Source organism: Variovorax sp. PBL-E5, assembly GCF_901827185.1.
Lineage (GTDB): Bacteria > Pseudomonadota > Gammaproteobacteria > Burkholderiales > Burkholderiaceae_C > Variovorax.
The window spans coordinates 4,233,090-4,255,589 of record NZ_LR594671.1 but is presented as its reverse complement, the minus strand read 5'-3'; the positions used below and the strand labels follow the sequence as shown (position 1 = coordinate 4,255,589).

Genomic DNA, 22,500 nt, shown 5'->3' with positions numbered 1-22,500 from the left:
GGCGCGGCGCTCATGCAATGCTCCGCTTCTCGCCGCTGCCGTAGAGGTTGCTCGTGCATCGGCCGCACAGCGTCGGATGCGCGGCGTCGTGGCCGACGTCGTCGCGCCAGTGCCAGCAGCGTTCGCATTTGGTCGCGGTGCTGGCCGCGACGCGCACCGCCAGCTGTTCGCCCGCGGCCAGTTCGACCGCCGAGGTGATGAGCACGAACTTCAGGTCGTCGCCGAGCGAGGCCAGCAGCGCGTGATCGTCGGGCGCGGCGTCGATCGAGAGATCGGCCTGCAGCGACGAGCCGACCTGGCCCATGGCACGCACCGTCTCGATCTCCTTGTTGACCGTGTCGCGGATCTCGCGGATGCGCGCCCACCTGGCGAGCAGCGCTTCGTCGGGCGTGCCGAGATCGCTGTAGACCTGCGTGAAGATCGACGCGCCGTTGCCCACGAACTTCCACGCCTCTTCGGCGGTGAAGCTCAGGAAGGGCGCCATCCAGCGCAGCATCGCCTGCGTGATGTGCCACAGCGCGGTCTGCGCGCTGCGGCGCGCGCGCGAGCCCGGTGCGGTGGTGTAGAGGCGGTCCTTCAGCACATCGAGGTAGAAGGCGCCGAGGTCTTCGGAGCAATACACCTGCAGCTTGGCCACCACCGGATGGAACTCGTAGACCTCGTAGTGCGCGAGCACCTCGGCCTGGAACTGCGCCGCGCGGGAGAGGGCGTAGCGGTCGATCTCGAACAGCTCGCCGAGCGGCACCGCATCCTTCGCGATGTCGAAGTCGCTGGTGTTGGCGAGCAGGAAGCGCAGCGTGTTGCGGATGCGCCGGTAGGCATCGACCACGCGCGCGAGGATCTTGTCGTCGCCCGCGATGTCGCCCGAATAGTCGCTGGCCGCGACCCAGAGCCGGATGATCTCGGCGCCGAGCTTCTTGTTGACTTCCTGCGGATCGATGCCGTTGCCGAGCGACTTGCTCATCTTGCGGCCCTGGCTGTCGACGGTGAAGCCGTGCGTGAGCAGCCCGCGGTAGGGCGCGCGGCCTTCGAGCGCGCAGGCGATCAGCAGCGACGAGTGGAACCATCCGCGGTGCTGGTCGTGGCCTTCGAGGTAGAGGTCGGCTTCGGGGCCGGTGGCGTGGTGCACGCTTGGGTGCGTGCCGCGCAGCACGTGGAAGAAGGTCGAGCCGGAATCGAACCAGACCTCGAGGATGTCGGTGCTCTTGGTGTAGTGGGGCGCGTCGGCGTCGCCGAGGATTTCCTCGGTGGTCACGCGGCTCCAGGCCTCGATGCCGCCCTCTTCGACGATGGCCGCGGCCTGGTCGAGGATCTCCATCGTGCGCGGATGCAGCTCGCCCGAATCCCGGTGCAGGAAGAAGGGGATCGGCACGCCCCAGCTGCGCTGGCGGCTGATGCACCAGTCGGGCCGGTTGGCGATCATGTCGTGCAGGCGCGCCTTGCCGTTCTCGGGGTAGAAGCGGGTCTCTTCGATCGCCTCCAGCGCGGTCTGGCGCAGGGTCTTGGGCGCCTTGTCCTTGGTGAACACGCCTTCGCCCTCGTCCATGCGGATGAACCACTGCGCCGCGGCGCGGTAGATCACCGGCGTCTTGTGGCGCCAGCAGTGCGGGTAGCTGTGGGTGATGGCCTCGGTCGTGAGCAGGCGCTGCGCGTCGCGCAGGGCCTGGATGATGAGCGGCACCGCCTTCCAGATGTTCTGGCCGCCGAAGAGCGGGAAGTCGGGCGCGTACGAGCCGTTGCCCTGCACCGGGTTCAGGATGTCGTCGTAGGCCAGGCCGTGCGCGACGCAGGAGTTGAAGTCGTCCAGGCCGTAGGCCGGCGAAGAATGGACCAGGCCGGTTCCGTCGTCGGCGGTCGCGTAGTCGGCCAGGTAGACGGGCGACAGGCGGCGGTAGCCGGCATCGACGTCATAGAAGGGATGCTCGAACTCGAGGCCGCCGAGCTTCTCGCCCTTGACGGTCGCCAGCACCTGGCCGTCGAGCGCGTAGCGGGTCATGCACATCTCGACCAGCGAGGCGGCCAGGATCAGCAGGCCGCGGTCGGTGTCGACCAGCGCGTAGTCGAGCTCGGGGTTGAGGTTGATCGCCTGGTTGGCGGGGATGGTCCAGGCGGTGGTGGTCCAGATCACCGCGAAGATGTCGCCGATCACGCCGTCGAGGCCGAAGGCTTCGAGCACCCTGGCGCGGTCATGCGCCTTGAAGGCCACGTCCACCGTCTGCGACTTCTTGTCCGCGTACTCGATCTCGAACTCGGCCAGCGAGGAGCCGCAGTCGAAGCACCAGTACACCGGCTTGAGCCCGCGGTAGACGAAGCCGCGCTCGATCACGCGCTTGAAGGCGCGCAGTTCGCCCGCCTCGTTGGCGAAGTCCATCGTCTTGTAGGGGTGGTCCCATTCGCCCAGCACGCCCAGGCGCTGGAAGTCGGCCATCTGCTGCGCGATCTGCTCCGTCGCATAGGCGCGGCTCTTGGCCTGCATCTCGTCGCGGCTCAGGTTGCGGCCGTATTTCTTTTCGATCGCGTTCTCGATCGGCAGGCCATGGCAGTCCCAGCCCGGCACGTAGAGCGCGTCGAAGCCCTTGAGCTGGCGCGCCTTGGTGATCATGTCCTTCAGGATCTTGTTCACCGCATGGCCCATGTGGATCTGGCCGTTGGCGTAGGGCGGGCCGTCATGCAGGATGAACTTGGGCGCGCCGTGGCGCGCGTCGCGCAGGCGGTGGTAGCGGCCCTCGTCGTTCCATTCCTTGACCCAGCCCGGCTCGCGCTTGGTCAGGTCGCCGCGCATCGGGAACGGGGTGTCGGGCAGGTTCAGCGTGGTGCGGTAGTCGGTGGAGGATGCAGCGTCGGACATGATGGAGTGCGGAACAGGGCTTCGACAGGCTCAGCCCGAACGAGGTGTCGTCGGTGCGGAAGGAAAGCCGTTCGCCCTGAGCTTGTCGAGGGGCGGCAGCACGGGGCGTGCGGGGCTAAATTCGGTCGCGCGTGGTCTGGCGCTGGGTTTCGGCGTGGGTGGATGCGAAGAACGCGCGCGCATCGCGGCCATCCTTCGCGATGCCCGCGGTCAGGGCTTCGAGGCTGGTGTAGCGCAATTCGTCGTGCAGTTTGTGCAGCAGTTCCACGCGGACGATTTTACCGTAGCCCCCTTCGGCACCCAGCGCGGCGGGCCAATCGAGGCAATGCGTCTCCAGCAGCACGCGGCCGGCGTTGACATCGTTGGCGTCCAGCGACGGGCGCACGCCGAGGTTGGCGACGCCGTGCAGCGGCGCCTCGCCGAGCCCGTGCACCAGCACCGCGAAGATGCCGCTGGCCGCTGGCTTCCAGTGCTTGAAGCGCAGGTTGAGGGTGCGAAAGCCGTCGTCCCGCCCGGGCTCCGAAGCACCCAGCGCGCGCCCCAGCTTGCGGCCGTGCACCACGTGGCCGGAGATCGCATAGGGCCGGCCGAGGAGCGCCTGCACATGGCGCATGCGGCCTTCGGCCAGCCCCTCGCGCACCGCGGAGCTCGACACGCGCAGGCCATGAACCTCGTAGCTGTTCATGCGCGCCACGTCGAAGCCCTGTGTTTCGCCGGCCTTGTCGAGCATGGCGTAGTCGCCGGCCCGCCTGGCGCCGAAGCGGAAGTCGTCGCCCACCAGCACGTAGCGCGCGCCCAGCCCCTCGATCAGCACATGCTGGATGAATTCGTCGGGTGATTGCGACGCGAGCCGGGCATCGAAGGGCAGCACGATGGTTTGCGCCACGCCGCATGCGGCCAACTCGGTGAGCTTGTCGCGCAAGGTGCCGATGCGTGCCGGCGCAAGCTCGGGCCGCTTGCTGAGGGCGGCGAAATAGTCGCGCGGATGCGGCTCGAAGGTCAGCACGCAGCTCGGCAGCCCGCGCTGGCGCGCCTCGGTGTGGAGCAGCGCGAGCATGGCCTGGTGACCGCGGTGCACGCCGTCGAAATTGCCAATGGTCAGCGCGCAGGCCGGCGCCACGCCCGGATGCCTGAAGCCTCGGAAAACCTGCATCGATCGATATCTTTTTGATAGCGCGTCCTGCCCGCCGAATGGGCATGTCAGCGCGTTTTGTCACAAAGCCGGTATATTGTGACGCAGTGCGTCATCGGCAAGCCCTTCGGCGGGTGCGATGTCCTGGTCTTTCCGAGGTTCTTCCTGTTCTTGAGGAGGCGTGTGGTGAAGGTCTTGAAGTTGTCGGCCCAAGGGCTGCCCCAATCGTGGATTTCGCTCGAGCAGGCGGTGATCCACTACGCGGCCGAGGAGGTGCGCTGGGAAGCCGGCGGCGAGATCGCGCTGTTTCGCGGCGGTCACAACGCGGTGACGGGCGAGCAGTCGCAGATCGTCGTCAACAGCATCATTGGCACCAAGGGCGTGCCGCGCATCAACCCCTTCACGCAGCGCCCGGGCCTCACCAACAGCAAGCTCTTCGCGCGCGACCGCAACGTCTGCGCCTACTGCGGCGGCCACTTCCACGAAGAGGAGCTCACGCGCGAGCACATCATCCCCTTCGCGCAGAACGGCATCGACACCTGGATGAACGTGGTCACGGCCTGCAAGCCCTGCAACCACCGCAAGAGCAGCCGCACGCCCGAGCAGGCGAACATGCCGCTGCTCTATGCGCCCTACGTGCCGAGCCTGTGGGAAGACTTCATTCTGCGCAACCGCCGCATCCTGGCGGACCAGATGGAGTTTCTGATGGCGCATCTGCCGCACAGTTCGAGGTTGCACGGGTAGGGCCTCGTGTGCCCATCCCGGCGCAGACGCCTGCAGCCTTTATAGGGACGTGAAGGTCATTGTTTCTTCTCGGCCTGGCGTTGAGCGTTCTCGCCTCTGATCGCTTGCAATACGTTGTTGGCGTTTTGCTTCGCCAGCCTGTCCGTATCGGGGTTTTTGGCGATGGCGATCGCGAGATGCATGCACGCCACCATCTCCTGGCTCGAGAGCAGTCCGATAAATCGAGTATTTTCGATGTTCGCGTGAAGCTGCGACAGGTTGTGCCACACCGATCGCTTCGTCTTCAGATAGATGGCCGGCAGATCGGGAACGATCATTTCGTCATGCACCTGACCCAGTTGAGTCAGTATGTTGCGGCGATAGTCAGTCGAATCAATGGACGAGTCGCTCGATTCACTGCGCCGTGGCGCCTCCGATGGAATGGGTGCTTTCCGCGCTTCGATTTCTCCGGACGAATCATCGTGGTCGGAAACCGCCTGGATACCGAATTTCTTGTTTTCTGATTTGCGCCCCGAGGAAGAGTCCTCGGCATCGCTCTGCGAGGGTGAGCTGTTGGCAACGTTCTCTGCGGATGAGTCTTCGGCGTCGCTCTCCGACGAATCGTCAATCAAGGGCTCATGCAAACGAACAAAGTCCAAATAATACTGATCTGTTTCGTCTGCGGCGTTGTCGTCGACGATGGCTGTCATGTCCCTGAAGAGATCGTCCATGGCGCTGAGCTCCTCTTTCTCTTCCGCTTCGCGGACCTTCCAGTTGTTCACGTTCACGAACTTGTAGTCGACAAGAAAGCGCTTTGACTCGGCGACCTCTTCGTTATCGTTTTCGTCAATGATGTCGATGACGCTGTCGATGAGCGAGATGGCCCCGCGTGGCGTAAGAAGAATCCCTCCTCTTGGAGTCCGAGGCGTCGTCGCCTGCGCAGGCTGGCCAACTCTCGAAAAACGCGTCCTGGGCGTCCTGTTGTTGGAATGGCTGCGCGGCGAGTCGAGTCCGGTGATGGCATTCTCGGATTCCGCTGCAAACGAAACCTTCCTGGCGCGGCGGCCCGTCGAAAGTCTGCTTTTGCTGCTCTCCGAAACACTGATTTCGCGTTGCACGAGACGCAAGGGAGGTATTGTTGTCCTGGGGTTCACGGCGCCATGCTTCCTGATGCGTGGGACGGGCGTCGGCCCGGGATCGACCCGGGACTCGATGTCGATGATGACGTCCTTGCCAAACGAAAGCCGAGCGCCCGCCCTGGACGCATTTCTGCTGCGCTGTGGCTGGTTGCTGGTGCTTGGTTTGTTGTCCGGGGCATTGTCCGCATTCAGTTCAAGCGCGTACGCCTGGAGCTTCTGCTGATATGCGGCGGCCAAAGCGTCCGCCTCCTCGAGGGTCTGGATATCGAACTGCGCAGGATCAAGTTGCAGATACTTCCACAGCGGAGTGTTGGCCGGTGCCTTCATTTGTTCCCAGGCGTCGCTCAGGAGCGTCGCCTTGCGGTCATAGCCCACGGGATCCGGCCGATCGGCGTCCGGAATCTGTGTGGCGGCAAGCGTTTTGAAGCCGGTCGGTTTGTGATCACCGAAGAGGGCGTTGCTGAACCGGTAGTCCAGGATGCCTGCATTCGGCATGGCGGCGCCGCGCTCGCGGTCGCGTCCGCGATGGAGTTCCTTTGTCGCGATATTCTCGTGTGCTGAATAGGCGATGAAAAGGCCGACTATCGAGCCCACGATCGCGGCCGAACTTCCCACGCCACCGACGATGTTGATGATCTGCTTGCGCGTTGCGTAGTCGGCAAAAGTGTCGGCGGTCGAATTCAGCGCGGTCGAATTCAGCGCCTGCCACGAATCCGTGCCCGTTGGGAAGTTGGCAGAGGCGAATCCGTACGCGAAGCTCTGGATCGCGTTGGTGATCAACTTGAACGCCAAGGGCGTGGCAGGTCCGGCAGCGACCAGAAGGAAGTTCTGACCAACCTTTTGGGCCGCCTGGTTGACCGACGCCAGGTCGCTGAGACTTTCCGTCAACCCTTTCAGCTCGGCAAGTCTGTTGTCCTCGGACTTATGTTCGACGCCGTGGCTTTGTGCGCACAGCAAGGCGCCTTGGAATATGGCCTTCGAGTCGTCTGGGAGCGTGCTCCGATCGCTCAGGAGTTCGTCGAGTTTGCCCTCGTTCAGATGCTTGATGTTCTTTTCGTTCTCTTCGTAAAGAATCAGGATCGCCTGCGCTTTCCTGGCCCCCTCGGGGGTGATGGATTTGAGCTTGCTTGCGCTCTTCAAATAGCCTTGACGAGCCTCGGGTGTCTTGCATTCGGAGAAGAAGAGGACTGAGCGCTGGTAAGAGCCATTCGGCATGTTGCCTTCGGCATCCGAAAGCGCAGTGAGGAATGCTGCCCGATAGATCGTTCGATCGAATTCGAGCGCATTCTTGAAGTGAGTGACGCGCCGCTGCATCGGGCCTATCACGATCTGATCGAGCCGCGCTGGGTTGAACTTGTCATCCTTGGGCGCAAGATTGCCGACCCCTGTGAGCGCGGTCAGCTGGAACTGGACTGTCAGGAGCGATTTGTAGTCAGATCCCGCCGTCCATCGGTGAAACAGGTTGTAGCCAAGAACCTGGCCGATCTGGCTGACGAGTGCCGCGACCTGCATCCCCGTGTTGCCGATGGCGGAAGCTCCAGCGACATTGGAAGCGAGCCCGAACACGGCCGTGGCGATATTGAAGAGGTTTCGGAAATTCTTGCTGTTGCCTTGGTTGAGCTGATGACTGAGCGTGACGTAGATGCGCTCGGCCGCAAGCTTGCTCTCGAGCCTGTCGATTTCTGCATCGATGGCTTTGTCCGTGTTCAGATTCCGGGCGAATTTCGCAAGAAGCTTTATTTCGTTGTCAAGCTCCACAAACCGGTTGATGAGCTTCTTGGTCCGGTCATAAATGCGAGCGTTGGCTCGGCTGACATGTTCTGCATTCTGTTCCCCGAGTGCCGTGATCTGCTCATGGAGAGATTCGTATTCGGTCCTGAGGATCTTGATGTGATCCCACATTCTGTCGCCCTCCGAACCTTTGAGGCTTCTCAAGAACGCAATTCGGTCTTCCAGAAGCTTCGTGCCCTGCAGTTGACCGATCGAGGCGTCCTCCAGGACCAGTACCGAGGCACTGAGATTGGGTTGGTATTCCGGCCCGTTGTGGCTGCGAAGTGCCACGTCGACACTCTGGCCTTCGGCCTGCTTCAAGGGCACCCAATAGAACGCGAAGCCCTGCGCCATGACGGCTGTTGCATTGATGGCAGCCATCCAATATTGCGCCGGATCGAACTGGGCCATCTCGAGGGAGGCAGCCGCCAGAGCCACGTCTACCGCAAGAATGAACGCGGATCGCGCAATTCCCGGAGCCTGTTGAAGGTAGTTGGCCCTGATGGACCAGTTCGCATAGTGGCAGCCTCCAGCCGCGATGCGCCGCTCCGAGTCCGGATTCCACGGCCCATGTTCGCTGACCTGCTCGTAAATGACGCTCAGCTGTCGTCCGAGTTCCATGCTGCGAGTCTTGATCTGCTCGGGGTTGATCCTCCGTGCCGCGATGTCTGCGATGAGCGCTGTGCGCCCGTCATGATAGACATCGACTTTCGCCCTGAAGTTCTTGTCTTTCGCGTAGCGCGTGCTCCATTGGGTTTTCTCGAGGTTGTACGACTGTTGCAGCGCACTCGACGGAATCGGCTTCGACGGACTGGCGATCTTGGAAGTGGAAATCGAGTAGGCCTTCTGGATGTCGACGACCGTGGTTTGCTTCTTCATCCTTTCCGTGGTGTTGGGCCGCCGGATATCCTGTCGCGCAGGTACTTTCTTAAACCTGGGATCCTGACCCTGCTGGACTTGGGTTGCCCTTGCTTTCAGTTTGGGTCCCGGTTTATGTCCTCCTTGAACTGGCGGATAGTTGGAGCGCGAGGCTTGGATGGAGGGGGGCGATGAGGGGATGTTCTGCATGAAAATTCCTTGGGGTTGTCCTTTGTGCCGAGATAGGTGGCGTTGCGCAGCGCTATCGAGGCGATGAAGTGGTCATGCGAATGCAGACGGAACGGCCGGCATGGCGTGATTCGTGAGCGTGCCGAGCCCTTCGGCATCGAGAATCCCGCCATTGCGCCATCGCAGGGCCAGGGCTGCCATGCCTTCGATCAGCGCGGCCATGCTCTCGTCGTCCCAGAGCGGCATCGCGCACGAATGCGTGTAGACGCAATTCCCGGCCTCGTCGAGTGCAAAGCCGGTCAGCAGCAGCGCGGAGAGTTCATAGTTGGCTTCGAGCAGGCGCACGCAGCTTTCGCGCGCCGCGCTGATGGGTAAAGGACCGAATGCGCAACTGACCAATATCAGGTTGTCGATCTGCGGGTCCGTGTTGTGGACGAGCACGAAGCCCACCCCTTCGACAACGAACTCGATGCCGATCTTGGCCTCGACGTCCATTTGCGGCGCCTCGAGCGCCGCGGGGTCCGCGCCGAATCGCACGAGCGTCTGGCGCGCGAGTCTCAGAAAGTCCCGGCGAGCGGGCAGGATTGCATCCAAGGCTGTCTCCTTGTGTATGAAAGGCGGGAAGGGAAACGAAAGGCCGATGGCCTGCTAGGCCGATGGCCGTGTGCAATGCCGGGACCAGGGCTCGGCGGCGGTGACCATCGTCGATATGTTCCGCAGCAGCTGTTCGGCCGTGAGTTCGCGCAGCGATTCGACGGTGCTGTAGACGAGCTCGTCGGTCTTCGTGTCGACCGCGAACATGCCGGCGTGCGAATAGGCCAGTGGCATGTTGCTCATGAGGGCGCCCGCGAGGATGCCGGTATCTTGCGCAGCCGGTACGGTGCCGAGCCGGCAGTGCACGACGAGCCGTTCCATGGCATCCGGAAAATGCAGGATGTGGAAGGTCATGCCATCGACCTCGAGGTCCAGCAAGAGATAGTTGTCGGGGTCGTCGACGACCGCCATGGCCGGCTCTCCGCGTTCCCGGCAAACGTCTTCGGCCAGTGAGATGAATCGTCCACGCCAGTTCGTGAATTCTTCGTCGCTGGTTGTTTCTTCTTCGTTCATGACGGTCTCCTTGGGACCGACGCGTGCCAGGCAGCGGATTCCGCCAGGCGGCGAGGCTGCGATTCCTCAAGCATCGGCTTTGCGGATCGCAGGAAAACCGGGAAGAAAGGATCAGGAGAAATGAATGCGGCGCCGGCGCGGTGGCCGAACGCGCGGTGCTCGGAAGCTCAGTGGCTCAGTAGCTCAACTCGAGCACGCTGACTTCGCCCCGCGCCAGCGGCCAGGTCCGGCCCACCACGCGTTCGCCGTTGAATTCGGCCGGCACGGTGCGCGCCTCATCGCTTGTCAGCTTGAGCTTCGCGCTCGAGACGCCCGCACCCTGCGGCGGCACGCCGGGCAGCGTGGTCTGGCCGTCGAAGCGCATCGTGTCGCGCTGGGCATCGAAATAGCCGCGCGGTCGCGTGAAGATGACCAGGGCCTTGGCGGCGCGGTCGGCTTCGGCGATGCGCTGCGGACACAGTTGCACCACGCTGCTCGATCGGGGAAAAGGGCTGCGGTAGATGTGCGTCGTCGCGTAGCCCGGCGCGCTCAGCACGAATTCGTAGGCGGTGTCCGGTCGCGCGATGAAGGGCCCCCAGCGGCCGTCGGCCGCGATGGTCTGCGTCCGGGCCGCGGCGCCCTGTCGCATGCCGGTCGTAGCGTCGACTGCGAAAATCGCCAACTGTGCGCCGGCCAGCGGCAGGTTGTCGGCAAAGTCGCCGCTCGCGGGATCGTGCGGATCGAGCCCCAGGCCCGTGACCCGGCCCGACAACGTGGCCTGTGCCTCGGCCACTGGTTGCAGCGTGCGCGGCGGCGATCCTGTCAGGAAGCGCCAGGCGGCCTCGAAGGCAGCCGGCGAGAAGGAGGTCTCGCGATGATCGAGCCGCGGGATCACCACATTGCTCGCACCCTTGAGCGCGGGGCCGTCGAAACCGATGTTCGTCGGCGTGCCTTTGGCACCGATCCATACCCCGTCGGGCTGCGCATATTTGTCGTTGTTGTCGGAGCGCACGGTCAGCCATTTCACGCCGGGCGTGACCTCGTCGCCGGCGGCGTTTTTCGGCTGGTTGAGCTGCCGCATGAACGGGCTCAGGCCGGAAAATTCGCTGCCCTCGTGCAGCCCCTTGACGGCCCAGATGCCATGGGCCGGATTGCCGCCGAGCACCACCTGGCTGACGACACGATCGCCGCCGCCATTCTGTATGTAGTTGCGGATGGCATTGCCGCCGCGCGAGTTGCCGATCAGGATGACCTGGCTGGCGCCGGTGGTCTTCAGCACGCGATCGACTTCGGCTTTCAGGAAGGCCATCGATTCGGCCGCCGAGCTTCGCCCCGGCTGCGCCATGGCGTCGTCGTCGCGCGCCAGCGGGAAGGGCTGATCGGACGCGAACAGCCGGTCGCGCGGCCAGCCGTTCGATTCGAAACGCCAGATCGTGGTCTGCCACAGCGCGGCCGAATCGCCGTTGCCATGCACGAAGACGATCGGCAGCAGGTCCGCGGATGTCGGCGTGGTGGAGCAGGCAGCGAGCATGGTGGAGGCGAGGCCGAGGCCGATCAGATGGCGGCGAGTTTGCATGACGGGTCCTGTTCAATGAAAAAGAAAACGCCCGCATGCGCGAGGCCGGCGGGCGTTGTGCGAGGTCGCGACAAGCGCCGCGGCCGTCGATCAGGCGAAGACGCCGGCCGTGTCCTGCATGCGCCCCGACACTTCGCCGAGATGATGCAGCGTGTCGCCGAATGTCATCTCGAGTTGCGTCAGCTTGCGGAAGTAGTGGCTCACGATGTATTCGTCGGTCACGCCGATGCCGCCGTGCAGCTGCACCGCCTGCTGGCCGACGAAGCGCATCGAGACGCCCAGCTGGTACTTGGCACGTGCCAACGCCTGCCGGCGCTCGGCCGCCGGCGCATTGAGCTTGAGGCTGGCGTAATAGCTCATCGAGCGCGCCAGTTCGAGCTGCATCTTCATGTCGGCGACGCGATGGCGCAGCGCCTGGAAGCTGGCGATCGCGACGCCGAACTGCTTGCGCGTGTTCATGTACTCGACGGTGATCGCAAGCGTCCGGTCCATCACGCCGATGGCCTCGGCGCAGGCGGTAGCGATGCCGATGTCGACCGCGTGCTCGAGCACGGGCAGGCCGTCCCGCGCGACCAGCACGGCGGCGGCCTTGTCGAAAACGACCTCGGCCGCGCGGCTGCCGTCCTGCGTGCCGTAGCCCCGTGCCGCGACGCCATCGGCGGCGCGCTCGACCAGGAAGAGCGCGATGCGACCGTCGAGCTGCGCGGGCACGAGGAAGGCATCGGCCTCGTCGCCGGCCGGCACCAGACTCTTGCTGCCGCTCAGCGTCCAGCCGTCGCCCGCCTTGACGGCCTTGGCCTCGCACTGGTCGAGCCGGTAGCGTGCCTTGCGCTCTTGCCAGGCCAGTGCGACCAGCGCCTGTCCGCCCGCGATGCGCGGCAGCCAGTTGTCCTTGGTGTCGGGGTCGGCGTGGCCCGCGAGCACGGCGCCGGCCACGAAGGATTGCGCGAGCGGCTCCAGCACGATGCCTCGGCCCAACTCCTCCATCACGACCATGCCCTCGACCGGGCCCATGCCCATGCCGCCCTCGTCTTCCGGGATGTAGAGGCCGCCCAGGCCCAGCTCGGCCAGTTCGTCCCAGGCTTCGCGCGAGAAGCCTCCTGCGGCCTCCGTCGCACGGCGGCGTTCGAAGCCGTAGCCCTTCTCGACCCACTTGGCGACGGCGTCGCGCAGCTGCTGCTGATCGTCTGAAAAATCGAAGTCCATGTCGGTTTCCTTGTCAGCCCAGCACGGTCTGGGCGACGATGTTGCGTTGCACCTCGTTGCTGCCGCCGTAGATGGTGGTCTTGCGCATGTTGAAGTAGGTCGTGGCGAGCGGCGCCAGCTGCACATGGCCGCCAGGGAAGTCGCCCTGCCAGCCAGCCTCCATCGCTTCGCGCACCAGCGGCAGCGCGTAGGGGCCGCCGGCCAGCATCATGAGTTCGGTATAGCGTTGCTGGATCTCGCTGCCCTTGATCTTGAGCAGGCCCGCGATGTCGAGCGAGTTCTTGCCGGAAGTGGCGGCCGACAGCACGCGCAGCACCAGCATTTCGAGCGCGACGATGTCGACCTCGAGCTTGGCGATCTCGTCGCGAAAGCGCGTGTCTTCCCATACGCCTTCGCTCTTGGCGAGCCGCTTGAGCCGCTCCAGTTCGCGCTTGGCGCGATTGACGTCGGCGATGTTGGTGCGTTCGTGGCTCAGCAGGTGCTTGGCATAGGTCCAGCCCTTGTTTTCTTCTCCGATCAGGTTCTCTGCCGGCACCTCGACGTTGTCGAACCAGACTTCGTTGACCTCGTGGCCGCCGTCGAGCAACTTGATGGGACGCACGGTGACGCCTGGCGACTTCATGTCGATCAGCAGAAAGCTGATGCCCGTCTGCGGCTTGCCTTCGTTGCTGGTGCGCACCAGGCAGAAGATCCATTCGCCGTACTGGCCGAGCGTGGTCCAGGTCTTCTGGCCGTTGACGATGTATTTGTTTCCCTGGCGCTCGGCCTTGGTCTTCACCGAGGCGAGGTCGGAGCCGGAACCCGGTTCGCTGTAGCCCTGGCTCCACCACACCTCGCCGCTCGCGATGCCGGGCAGGAAGCGCTTTTGCTGCTCGGCGTTGCCGAAGGCCTGGATCACCGGTGCGACCATCACCGGCCCGAAGGGGACGATGCGCGGCGCGCCGGCCAGCGCGGTTTCTTCCTCGAACAGGTGCTTCTCGATCGCAGTCCATCCCGGGCCGCCGAATTCCTTGGGCCAGCCGTAGCCGAGCCATCCCTTCTTGCCGAGGATCTTGGCCCAGCGCTGCAGATCGTCGCGCGTGAGGTCCAGGGCGTTGTGCACCTTGTGGGAGATGTCTGGGGGAAGGTTGTCCTTGACCCAGGCGCGAATCTCTTCGCGGAACTTCTGTTCTTCGGGCGTGAAGCTCAAATCCATGCGTGCCTCGCTGTGTTGATCGAACGCCGCGCCTGCGGCGTGTCTTTGGGAATGGCCGGTTTTAGCACGGTCGTGCGAAAGAAGGCTGTCCGCGCCGCGACAAACGGCGTGACCAGGACGGACACGGATAATCCCGCCTCCCATATGAAGAACATCGTGATCCTGATCTCCGGCAGCGGCTCCAACATGGCTGCCATCGTGCGCGCCGCGGAGCGCGAGGGCTGGGCTCGGCGTTTCGATGCGCGCATCGCTGCCGTCATCAGCAACAAGGCCGATGCCGCGGGCCTGGCCATCGCGCGCGCGCAGGGCATTGCGACAGAGGTGGTCGCGCACAAGGATTTCGATACCCGCGAGGCCTTCGATGGCGCGCTGGCGCGGGCGATCGACGCCCAGGCGCCGACGCTGGTGGTGCTCGCGGGATTCATGCGCATCCTCACGCCGGCCTTTGTCGCGCACTACGAAGGCCGGCTTCTCAACATCCATCCGTCGCTGCTGCCGGCCTTTCCCGGATTGCGTACTCATCAGCGCGCCATCGAGGCGGGCTGCCGCGTGGCGGGGTTGACGGTGCACGAGGTCACGGTCGAACTCGATCACGGCCCGATCCTGGCGCAGGCGGCGGTGCCGGTGATGCCGGACGACACGGCCGATACGCTCGCGGCCCGTGTGCTGGCGCACGAGCATCGGGTTTACCCGCAGGCGATCGCGGCATGGCTGGCGCGACCTGCGCCTGCTACGCCAGCTTGACGAATCGCGGGCGCCGAAGGCCATCGATGTCCACGGTCTCGCCGAACATCGCCGCAGGCCGCACCCAGAGGCCGCGCTGGCCATAGAGCGCGCGGTACAAGGTCATCGGTTCCAGCGTCTCGCTGTGGCGAACGGTGCCGAGCACTTCGTACTCGCCGCCTTTGTAATGGCGGTAGCGGCCGGGCGGCGTTTCGATCAGGGGAGGGAGGTCGTCGTCTTTCATGGGGGTCGATTCTTTCGAAGGGTTCGAGGCTGGGAGGCCGGGACTGGCAGGGCGCCGCCGCTGAGACAATGGGGCATGCACCCCAAAGCCCTGCTCGAGGCCTGCGCCGATTTGGTCGGCCTGGTCCTCAAATTCGATCATCCTGCCGATCAGGTCGTTTCCCGCTTCTTTCGCGACCACCGCGAGCTGGGGCCGCGCGAGCGTGCCACGCTGGCCGAGACGGTCTACACCGTGCTGCGCAAGAAGCTGCTGTTCGATCACCTGTCGCCCTCGGGCAGCGGGTCGAAGGAGCGGCGCATGGCCATTCTGGGCTTTCACGGCCCGCGCGATTTCCTCAAGAGCGCGCTCAACGATACAGAGAAGCGCTGGCTCGACAACTGCGACGGCGTCAAGGAGGACGATCTCCTCGAACGCCACCGCCACAACCTGCCGGAATGGCTGGTGGCGCCGCTCAAGGCGCAACTCGGCGCCGAGTTCTGGCCGCTGGTGCGCAGCCTGCAACAGCCGGCACCGCTCGACCTGCGCGTCAACGCGCTCACCGACAAGCGCCCCGACGTGCAGAAGGAACTTGCGCAGGCCGCCATCCCGGCCGCAGCGACGCCGTTCTCGCCCTGGGGACTTCGCATCGAAGGCAAGCCGGCCCTCACCAAGCTCGATGCCTTCGTGCGCGGCGCGGTCGAGGTCCAGGACGAAGGCTCCCAGCTGCTCGCACTGGTGCTCGACGCCAAGCGCGGTGAAATGGTGGTGGATTTTTGCGCCGGTGCAGGCGGCAAGACACTGGCGATCGGCGCCACGATGCGCAACACGGGCCGGCTCTATGCCTTCGACACGTCCGGCCACCGGCTCGATGCGCTCAAGCCCCGCCTGGCGCGCAGCAAGCTCTCGAACGTCCATCCCGCCGCGATCGCCCATGAGCGCGACGACCGGGTCAAGCGGCTGGCGGGCAAGATCGACCGCGTGCTGGTCGATGCGCCCTGTTCGGGCCTCGGCACGCTGCGGCGCAATCCCGACCTGAAATGGCGCCAGTCGCCGCAGTCGGTCCAGGAGTTGACCGCCAAGCAGACCGCCATCCTGCAGAGCGCCTCGCGCCTCGTGAAAGCCGGTGGCCGGTTGGTTTATGCGACCTGCAGCCTGCTGCCGGAAGAAAACGAAGCCATTGCCGAGACCTTTGGCGCCGCGAACCCCGATTTCGAGGTTCAGGAGGTCGCGCCGCTGCTGACCGGCCTCAAGGTGGCTGCCGCCGAAGGCCTGTGCGCGGGCGGTGACGCCGGCACGCGCTACCTGCGGCTCTGGCCACACCGCCACGCCACCGACGGCTTCTTTGCCGCCGTGTGGAACCGGAAGTAGGGGCGCGGCCCCAAAGAAGGGGGAAAACTCACAATCGATCAAGGATTTAGACCCCTTTTCGGGGCCGAACCTTTAAAATTGCTGATTACCTGAAGGCTGCACCTTCGTGCGGCCATGGAGTACCGAACTCAATGTTGCCCCCTGACTCTGCCGTTCTGAGCGCGGCCATCGACTGGCTCGGACACGGCTTATGGGATCTCACCTGGTGGCAGGTCGTGCTGTACACGCTTGTCACCACGCACATCACGATCGCGGCGGTCACGATCTTCCTGCACCGCACGCAAACGCACCGGGCCATGGACCTCGGCCCGATTCCCTCGCATTTCTTCCGTTTCTGGCTTTGGCTCGGGACCGGCATGGTCACCAAGGAATGGGTGGCGATCCATCGCAAGCACCACGCCAAATGCGAAACCGAGGAAGACCCGCACAGCCCGCAGGTCAAGGGCATCGACGAAGTGCTGTGGCGCGGCGCCGAGCTGTATCGCGCCGAGTCGAAGAACAAGGAAACGATGGAGCGCTACGGCCACGGCACGCCGGACGACTGGCTCGAGCGCAATCTGTACGAGCGCTACAGCTGGCAGGGCGTGGGCCTGATGCTGATCATCAACCTGGCGCTCTTCGGTGCGCTCGGCATGGCGGTCTGGGCGGTCCAGATGCTCTGGATCCCGATCACCGCGGCCGGCATCATCAACGGCATCGGGCATTACTGGGGCTATCGCAATTTCGAGGCACCCGACGCGAGCCGCAACGTATCGCCCTGGGGCGTGATCATCGGTGGCGAAGAGCTGCACAACAATCACCACACCTATCCGACCTCGGCGAAGTTCTCGGTCAAGAAGTACGAATTCGACATCGGCTGGATCTACATCTGCATGATGCAGAAGATCGGCTGGGCCAAGGTCAAGAAGGTGCCGCCGAAGCTGCAGATCGGCGATATCCAGCCGGTGGCCGACGCGCAGACCCTCGAGGCCGTCATCGCCAACCGCTACGAAGTCATGGCGCGCTATGCGCGTGAAATGCGCCGCACCACCAAGGGCGAACTGGCGCAGCTCAAGGCCAAGGGCGCCGACCTGTCGGTGCTGAAGGCCGCCAAGCGCTGGCTGCACCGCGACGACGACAAGGTGCCCGCAGCCGCGCGTTCGCACCTGGTGCAGGCACGTGCCGCCCACCCGGTGCTCGACAAGATGGTGACGATGCGCGAAGAGCTGCGGCAGCTGTGGCTCAACACCTCGCAATCGCGCGAGCAGCTGGCGGCCGATCTGGCCGCCTGGTGCCATCGGGCGGAAGCCAGTGGCATCGCCGGCTTGCGGGAGTTTTCCACCCGTCTGCGTTCCGCAAGAGCTTGACGCTCGCCCCCAGGCTTCGCCGGCCACGAACGTGGCGGACAATAAAAAACCCGCTGGATCTCAGCGGGTTTTTTTATTGGAGCCAGCCGAATTACTTCAGCTTGATTTCCTTGTATTCGACGTGCTTGCGTGCCTTGGGGTCGAACTTCATGATCGACATCTTTTCAGGCATCGTCTTCTTGTTTTTGCTGGTGGTATAGAAGTGGCCGGTACCCGCGGTGGATTCCAGCTTGATCTTTTCGCGTCCGCCTTTGCTCGTTGCCATGATTCAGCTCCTTAGGCTTGGCCGCGTGCGCGCATGTCTGCGAGCACGGCGTCGATGCCGTTCTTGTCGATCAGCCGCAATGCGGCGCTCGAAACACGCAGGCGAACCCAGCGGTTTTCGGTCTCGACCCAGAAACGACGGTATTGCAGGTTCGGCAGGAACCGGCGCTTGGTTTTGTTGTTGGCGTGGGAAACGTTGTTTCCGACCATCGGGCCCTTGCCCGTTACTTCGCATACGCGTGCCATGAGGACACTCTTTCTTGAACAGCTGGCACCTTTGACGGAACGCTGTGGGCGTTCGGGGTGGTTTGCAGCTTGACCTCGCCAGAAACGGGTGGCGGTACCCCGACTTGCCGGGACGCACCAAGGCGCCAGATTCAGCAAAGCCAAAGATTATAGCCGACCCGTCATGCAGCTACGGCCGGCGCAGTCAGGCCCGTTGGTGAAACACCGCGGATCCGGCTCAGCCGGTCCGCCGGTGTTGCCCCCGGCAGGGGGTAGGCGAAGCGACACGAAGTGCGCGCAGCCTGGGGGCGAGCTCTATTCTTGTTCGAGGAAGCGCTGCGCATCGAGCGCCGCCATGCAGCCCGTGCCCGCGCTGGTGATCGCCTGTCGGTACACGTGGTCCTGCACATCACCGGCCGCGAACACGCCAGGCACGCTGGTCATGGTCGCAAAGCCCTGCAGGCCCGCCTTGGTCAGGATGTAGCCGTCCTTCATTTCCAGCTGGCCGTGGAAGATGTCGGTATTCGGATGGTGGCCGATGGCGATGAAGCAGCCCTTGAGGTCGAGCTGTTCTGTGGCGCCGGTCTGGGTGTTCTTGAGGCGGATGCCGGTCACGCCCGAGTCGTCGCCCAGCACCTCGTCCAGCGTGTTGTGAACCTTGAGCTCGATCTTGCCCTCTGCCGCCTTTTCGTTGAGCTTGTCGATCAGAATCGGCTCGGCCCTGAACTTGTCACGCCGATGGACCAGCGTGACCTTGCTGGCGATGTTCGACAGATACAGCGCCTCTTCCACGGCCGTGTTGCCGCCGCCGATCACGCAGACTTCCTGGTCGCGGTAGAAGAAGCCGTCGCAGGTGGCGCAGCCCGACACGCCGCGGCCCATGAAGTGCTGCTCGGAGTCCAGCCCGAGGTACTTGGCCGAGGCGCCGGTGGCGATCACCAACGCGTCGCAGGTGTAGGTGTCGGTATCGCCGCTGAGGGTGAACGGGCGCTTGCTCAGGTCGACCTTGTTGATGTGGTCGAAGACGATCTGCGTCTTGAAGCGCTCGGCATGTTCCAGGAAGCGCTGCATCAGATCCGGTCCCTGCACGCCGTGGACGTCGGCCGGCCAGTTGTCGACCTCGGTCGTCGTCATGAGCTGGCCGCCCTGGGCGATGCCGGTGATCAGCATGGGTTGAAGATTGGCACGGGCCGCATAGACGGCCGCGGTATAGCCGGCCGGGCCGGAGCCGAGAATGAGGACCTTCGCGTGGCGTGGGGTGGACATGATGCGTAGAAAACCTATCAGTTACGCTGCAGCAGCGTGTACATTTTCAGGGTGATAGATATGGAGTATCACCGTTCGGTTCAAGACCGGGCGTGGGGTGTTTTCAATGCGTGCGATTGTATTAATCCATGGGTTTGCGAATCGCACGGTACTCGGGGATTGATGAATGTCGATGCTTTCCAACCTTGAATTGCTTCGCCGCGTGCCGCTGTTCGCTGCGTTGACGCCAACGCAATCCGCGAGCATTGCGGATGCGATCATCAAGAAACGCTTCAAGCGCGCCGAGGTGGTGGTCGAGCAGGGCAAGAAGTCCGATGCGCTCTACATCATCCTGACCGGGCGAGCCCGCGTGATGAGCACCGACAGCCGCGGCCGTGAGGTGATCCTCGCCACACTGCAGCCTGGCGACTATATCGGGGAAATGAGCATGATCGACGACGAGCCGCATTCCGCGACCGTGCGCACCGAAGTGCAGACCGACGTGCTCATGCTCGGCCGCGAGGCGTTCGCGCGTTGCCTGCCCGAGAATTCCTCGATGTCGTACAACATCATGCGCGGCCTGGTCGCGCGCCTGCGCCATGCGGATCGCAAGATCGAATCGCTCGCGCTGATGGACGTCTACGGCCGCGTGGCGCGTTCCCTGCTCGAGTTCGCGATCGACGATGGCGCCGGCAATCTCAAGGTGCGCGACAAGATCTCGCGCCAGGATCTGGCCAAGATGGTTGGCGCCTCGCGCGAAATGGTGAGCCGCGTCATGAAGGACCTCGAGGAGCGCGGTTTCGTGCAGACCCAACCCGACGGGTCGATGATCGTCAAGGAACGACTCTCATCGCTCGCCTGATTCTCCGGCCGGCGGCGCTGCAGCGCACCGGCCTTCATGTCGCCGGCCCTGACAACGCGGCCGCGATCGACTTCGTTGTAGTTTCCATAGGTCATCGGCTCGCGCGCGCGGGCCGGTCGTCCTGTCGCCCATGACCTACTCGCTCAATACCCTTCAACAGACATCGTCGTCTGCCGAGTCGCAGCCGGTGCGGCAGCGCGCGATGCGCTTTGCGCACGAGATCACGCTGATCGCCGGCTTCGTCCTCCTCTTGTTCTGGCTGCTCGCCATGCTGAGCTTCACGCCCTCGGATGCGGCCTGGTCAACATCGGGCACCGGCGGTGACATCAAGAACTGGGGCGGCCGCATCGGCGCGTGGCTGGCCGATGCGAGCTATTTCCTGGCCGGCTACTCGGTCTGGTGGTGCCTGGCGGCCGGCCTGCGCGTGTGGCTGTCGTCGCTGGCCGGATGGCTGCGCGGCGGCGAGACGGCGCCTGCCGACCAGCCGCCCCGCGGCCGTTTCAATCGCAGCCGCCTGGCATTCTGGTTCGGCCTGCTGCTGCTGCTGTGTGCCAGTGCGGTGCTCGAATGGTCGCGTCTCTACCGGCTCGAATTCCGCCTGCCCGGCCATGGCGGCGGAATCCTCGGCTACTTCGTCGGGCCGCTGAGCGTGAAGTGGATGGGCTTCACCGGCTCGGCGCTGATCGCCATCGCGGGCGGCGTGATCGGCTCGGCACTGGTGTTCCGCTTTTCGTGGAGCCAGATCGCCGAACGCATCGGCTCGCGCGTCTATTCGCTGTTCGAGTCGCGGCGCGAGAAGCGCGAGATCGCCCAGGACATCGCGATGGGCAAGCAGGCCGTGCGCGAACGCGAGGAAGTGGCTTCCGGCTTTCACGGCGGCGAACTCGAGTCGCCCGACGAAGAACTGCGCGTCGTGCCGCGCGCCAAGCGCCGCGCCCCTTCGCCGCCGGTGCAGATCGAGCCCGCCCTGGCCGAGGTGCCGCGCAGCGACCGCGTCGCCAAGGAACGCCAGAAGCCGCTGTTCCGCGAACTGCCCGACAGCAAGCTGCCGCAGGTCGACCTGCTCGACGCCGCGCAGACGCGCCAGGAGACCGTTTCGGCCGACACGCTGGAGATGACCTCGCGCCTGATCGAGAAGAAGCTCAAGGACTTCGGCGTCGAGGTCCGCGTGGTGCTCGCTTCGCCCGGTCCGGTGATCACGCGCTACGAGATCGAACCGGCCACCGGCGTCAAGGGCTCGCAGATCGTCAACCTCGCGAAAGACCTCGCACGCTCGCTCTCGCTGGTGTCGATCCGCGTGGTCGAGACCATTCCCGGCAAGAATTTCATGGCGCTCGAACTGCCCAATGCCAAGCGGCAGTCGATCAAGCTCAGCGAAATCCTCGGCTCGCAGATCTACAACGAAGGCAAGTCGATGCTCACCATGGGCCTCGGCAAGGACATCGTCGGCAACCCGGTGGTGGCCGATCTTGCGAAGATGCCGCACGTGCTGGTCGCGGGCACCACGGGTTCGGGCAAGTCGGTCGGCATCAACGCGATGATCCTGAGCCTGCTGTACAAGGCCGAGGCGCGCGACGTCCGGCTGCTGATGATCGATCCCAAGATGCTCGAGATGTCGGTCTACGAAGGCATTCCGCACCTGCTCGCGCCGGTGGTCACCGACATGCGCCAGGCCGCCCACGGCCTCAACTGGTGCGTGGCCGAGATGGAGCGCCGCTACAAGCTCATGAGCAAGCTGGGCGTGCGCAACCTCGCGGGCTACAACGTCAAGATCGACGAGGCCAAGGCACGCGAGGAGTTCATCTACAACCCCTTCAGTCTCACGCCCGACAGCCCCGAACCGCTCGGGCGTGAGCCGCACATCGTGGTCGTGATCGACGAGCTCGCCGACCTGATGATGGTGGTCGGCAAGAAGATCGAGGAACTCATCGCCCGCCTCGCGCAGAAGGCCCGTGCGGCCGGCATCCACCTGATCCTCGCCACGCAGCGGCCCAGCGTCGACGTCATCACCGGCCTCATCAAGGCCAACATCCCGACGCGCATTGCCTTCCAGGTGTCCAGCAAGATCGACTCGCGCACCATCCTCGACCAGATGGGCGCCGAGGCGCTGCTCGGCATGGGCGACATGCTCTACATGCCCAGCGGCACCGGGCTGCCCGTGCGCGTGCACGGCGCCTTCGTGAGCGACGAAGAGGTGCACCGTGTCGTCGCCTACCTCAAGTCGCAAGGGGAACCGGACTACATCGAAGGCGTGCTCGAAGGTGGCACCGTGGACGGCGATGGCGACCTGCTCGGCGAGGGCGGCAGCGACGGCGGTGAAAAGGATCCGATGTACGACCAGGCGGTCGAGGTCGTGCTCAAGAACCGCAAGGCCAGCATCTCGCTCGTGCAGCGCCATCTCAAGATCGGCTACAACCGCGCCGCGCGCCTGGTCGAGGACATGGAGAACGCCGGGCTGGTGAGCGCGATGAGCGGCAGCGGCCAGCGCGAGATCCTGGTTCCTTCGAGAACGGAATGACATG

At 64.4% G+C, this 22,500-nt stretch carries 18 protein-coding genes; 6 read left to right on the top strand and 12 right to left on the bottom strand.

Features of this window, described 5'->3' with window-relative positions:
* Positions 1–10: 10 nt before the first annotated feature.
* Both ileS and WDLP6_RS20600 read right to left on the bottom strand, forming a co-directional pair.
* Positions 11–2,848: an isoleucine--tRNA ligase gene (ileS, locus tag WDLP6_RS20605; protein WP_162593845.1), complete on the bottom strand. Its 2,838-nt coding sequence runs from the start codon at positions 2,846–2,848 to the stop codon at positions 11–13.
* A gap of 115 nt (positions 2,849–2,963) precedes the next feature.
* Positions 2,964–4,001 (bottom strand): bifunctional riboflavin kinase/FAD synthetase, encoded by a 1,038-nt coding sequence (locus tag WDLP6_RS20600; RefSeq protein WP_162569051.1) that lies wholly within the window; start codon positions 3,999–4,001, stop codon positions 2,964–2,966.
* Positions 4,002–4,166: 165 nt separating this feature from the next.
* Here WDLP6_RS20600 and WDLP6_RS20595 point away from each other — a divergent pair, with 165 nt between their 5' ends.
* Positions 4,167–4,724, top strand: a complete 558-nt coding sequence (locus WDLP6_RS20595) for an HNH endonuclease (protein WP_162569049.1) — start codon at positions 4,167–4,169, stop codon at positions 4,722–4,724.
* 56 nt (positions 4,725–4,780) lie between these two features.
* Here the strand turns inward: WDLP6_RS20595 and WDLP6_RS20590 are convergent, their stop codons facing one another.
* The 6 genes from WDLP6_RS20590 to WDLP6_RS20565 form a co-directional block, all read right to left on the bottom strand.
* Positions 4,781–8,680, bottom strand: coding sequence for a hypothetical protein (locus tag WDLP6_RS20590; protein ID WP_162593844.1), 3,900 nt, complete (start codon positions 8,678–8,680; stop codon positions 4,781–4,783).
* A 72-nt stretch (positions 8,681–8,752) separates the two neighbouring features.
* Positions 8,753–9,253 carry a hypothetical protein gene (locus tag WDLP6_RS20585; RefSeq protein WP_162593843.1) on the bottom strand — a complete coding sequence of 167 codons (501 nt, stop codon included), beginning with the start codon at positions 9,251–9,253 and terminating at the stop codon, positions 8,753–8,755.
* 54 nt (positions 9,254–9,307) lie between these two features.
* Entirely contained in the window at positions 9,308–9,766 is a 459-nt protein-coding gene (locus WDLP6_RS20580; protein WP_162593842.1) for a CesT family type III secretion system chaperone, read from the bottom strand.
* A 175-nt stretch (positions 9,767–9,941) separates the two neighbouring features.
* Entirely contained in the window at positions 9,942–11,321 is a 1,380-nt protein-coding gene (locus WDLP6_RS20575) for an alpha/beta fold hydrolase (protein ID WP_162593841.1), read from the bottom strand.
* A 90-nt stretch (positions 11,322–11,411) separates the two neighbouring features.
* The gene (locus tag WDLP6_RS20570; protein ID WP_162593840.1) at positions 11,412–12,527 is read right to left on the bottom strand and encodes an acyl-CoA dehydrogenase family protein; all 1,116 of its coding nucleotides are present in this window, start codon (positions 12,525–12,527) and stop codon (positions 11,412–11,414) included.
* Between the two features lie 13 nt (positions 12,528–12,540).
* Positions 12,541–13,722 (bottom strand): acyl-CoA dehydrogenase family protein, encoded by a 1,182-nt coding sequence (locus WDLP6_RS20565; RefSeq protein ID WP_162569037.1) that lies wholly within the window; start codon positions 13,720–13,722, stop codon positions 12,541–12,543.
* Between the two features lie 144 nt (positions 13,723–13,866).
* On the opposite strand from WDLP6_RS20565, the gene purN reads away from it, so the two are divergent.
* Positions 13,867–14,466: a phosphoribosylglycinamide formyltransferase gene (gene purN, locus WDLP6_RS20560; RefSeq protein WP_162593839.1), complete on the top strand. Its 600-nt coding sequence runs from the start codon at positions 13,867–13,869 to the stop codon at positions 14,464–14,466.
* On the opposite strand, the gene WDLP6_RS20555 is transcribed toward purN, so the two are convergent.
* Positions 14,453–14,689 (bottom strand): DUF1653 domain-containing protein, encoded by a 237-nt coding sequence (locus WDLP6_RS20555; RefSeq protein WP_162593838.1) that lies wholly within the window; start codon positions 14,687–14,689, stop codon positions 14,453–14,455. The two genes, purN and WDLP6_RS20555, sit on opposite strands and share 14 nt — an antisense overlap.
* 75 nt (positions 14,690–14,764) lie before the next feature.
* On the opposite strand from WDLP6_RS20555, the gene WDLP6_RS20550 reads away from it, so the two are divergent.
* The gene (locus WDLP6_RS20550) at positions 14,765–16,036 is read left to right on the top strand and encodes an RsmB/NOP family class I SAM-dependent RNA methyltransferase (protein ID WP_162593837.1); all 1,272 of its coding nucleotides are present in this window, start codon (positions 14,765–14,767) and stop codon (positions 16,034–16,036) included.
* 131 nt (positions 16,037–16,167) lie between these two features.
* Positions 16,168–17,382, top strand: coding sequence for a DesA family fatty acid desaturase (locus WDLP6_RS20545; protein ID WP_162569030.1), 1,215 nt, complete (start codon positions 16,168–16,170; stop codon positions 17,380–17,382).
* Between the two features lie 91 nt (positions 17,383–17,473).
* Here WDLP6_RS20545 and rpmG read toward each other — a convergent pair whose 3' ends face one another.
* The 3 genes from rpmG to trxB form a co-directional block, all read right to left on the bottom strand.
* Entirely contained in the window at positions 17,474–17,647 is a 174-nt protein-coding gene (rpmG, locus tag WDLP6_RS20540; protein WP_007830291.1) for a 50S ribosomal protein L33, read from the bottom strand.
* An 11-nt stretch (positions 17,648–17,658) separates the two neighbouring features.
* A complete protein-coding gene (gene rpmB / locus WDLP6_RS20535) occupies positions 17,659–17,892 on the bottom strand; it encodes a 50S ribosomal protein L28 (RefSeq protein WP_162569028.1) in 234 nt (77 codons plus the stop codon).
* A gap of 294 nt (positions 17,893–18,186) precedes the next feature.
* Positions 18,187–19,137: a thioredoxin-disulfide reductase gene (gene trxB, locus WDLP6_RS20530; protein WP_162593836.1), complete on the bottom strand. Its 951-nt coding sequence runs from the start codon at positions 19,135–19,137 to the stop codon at positions 18,187–18,189.
* Positions 19,138–19,303: 166 nt separating this feature from the next.
* Between trxB and WDLP6_RS20525 the strand changes: the two genes are divergently transcribed.
* Positions 19,304–19,978 (top strand): Crp/Fnr family transcriptional regulator, encoded by a 675-nt coding sequence (locus WDLP6_RS20525; protein WP_162569024.1) that lies wholly within the window; start codon positions 19,304–19,306, stop codon positions 19,976–19,978.
* A 130-nt stretch (positions 19,979–20,108) separates the two neighbouring features.
* Positions 20,109–22,496: a DNA translocase FtsK gene (locus tag WDLP6_RS20520; RefSeq protein WP_162593835.1), complete on the top strand. Its 2,388-nt coding sequence runs from the start codon at positions 20,109–20,111 to the stop codon at positions 22,494–22,496.
* Positions 22,497–22,500: the final 4 nt, after the last annotated feature.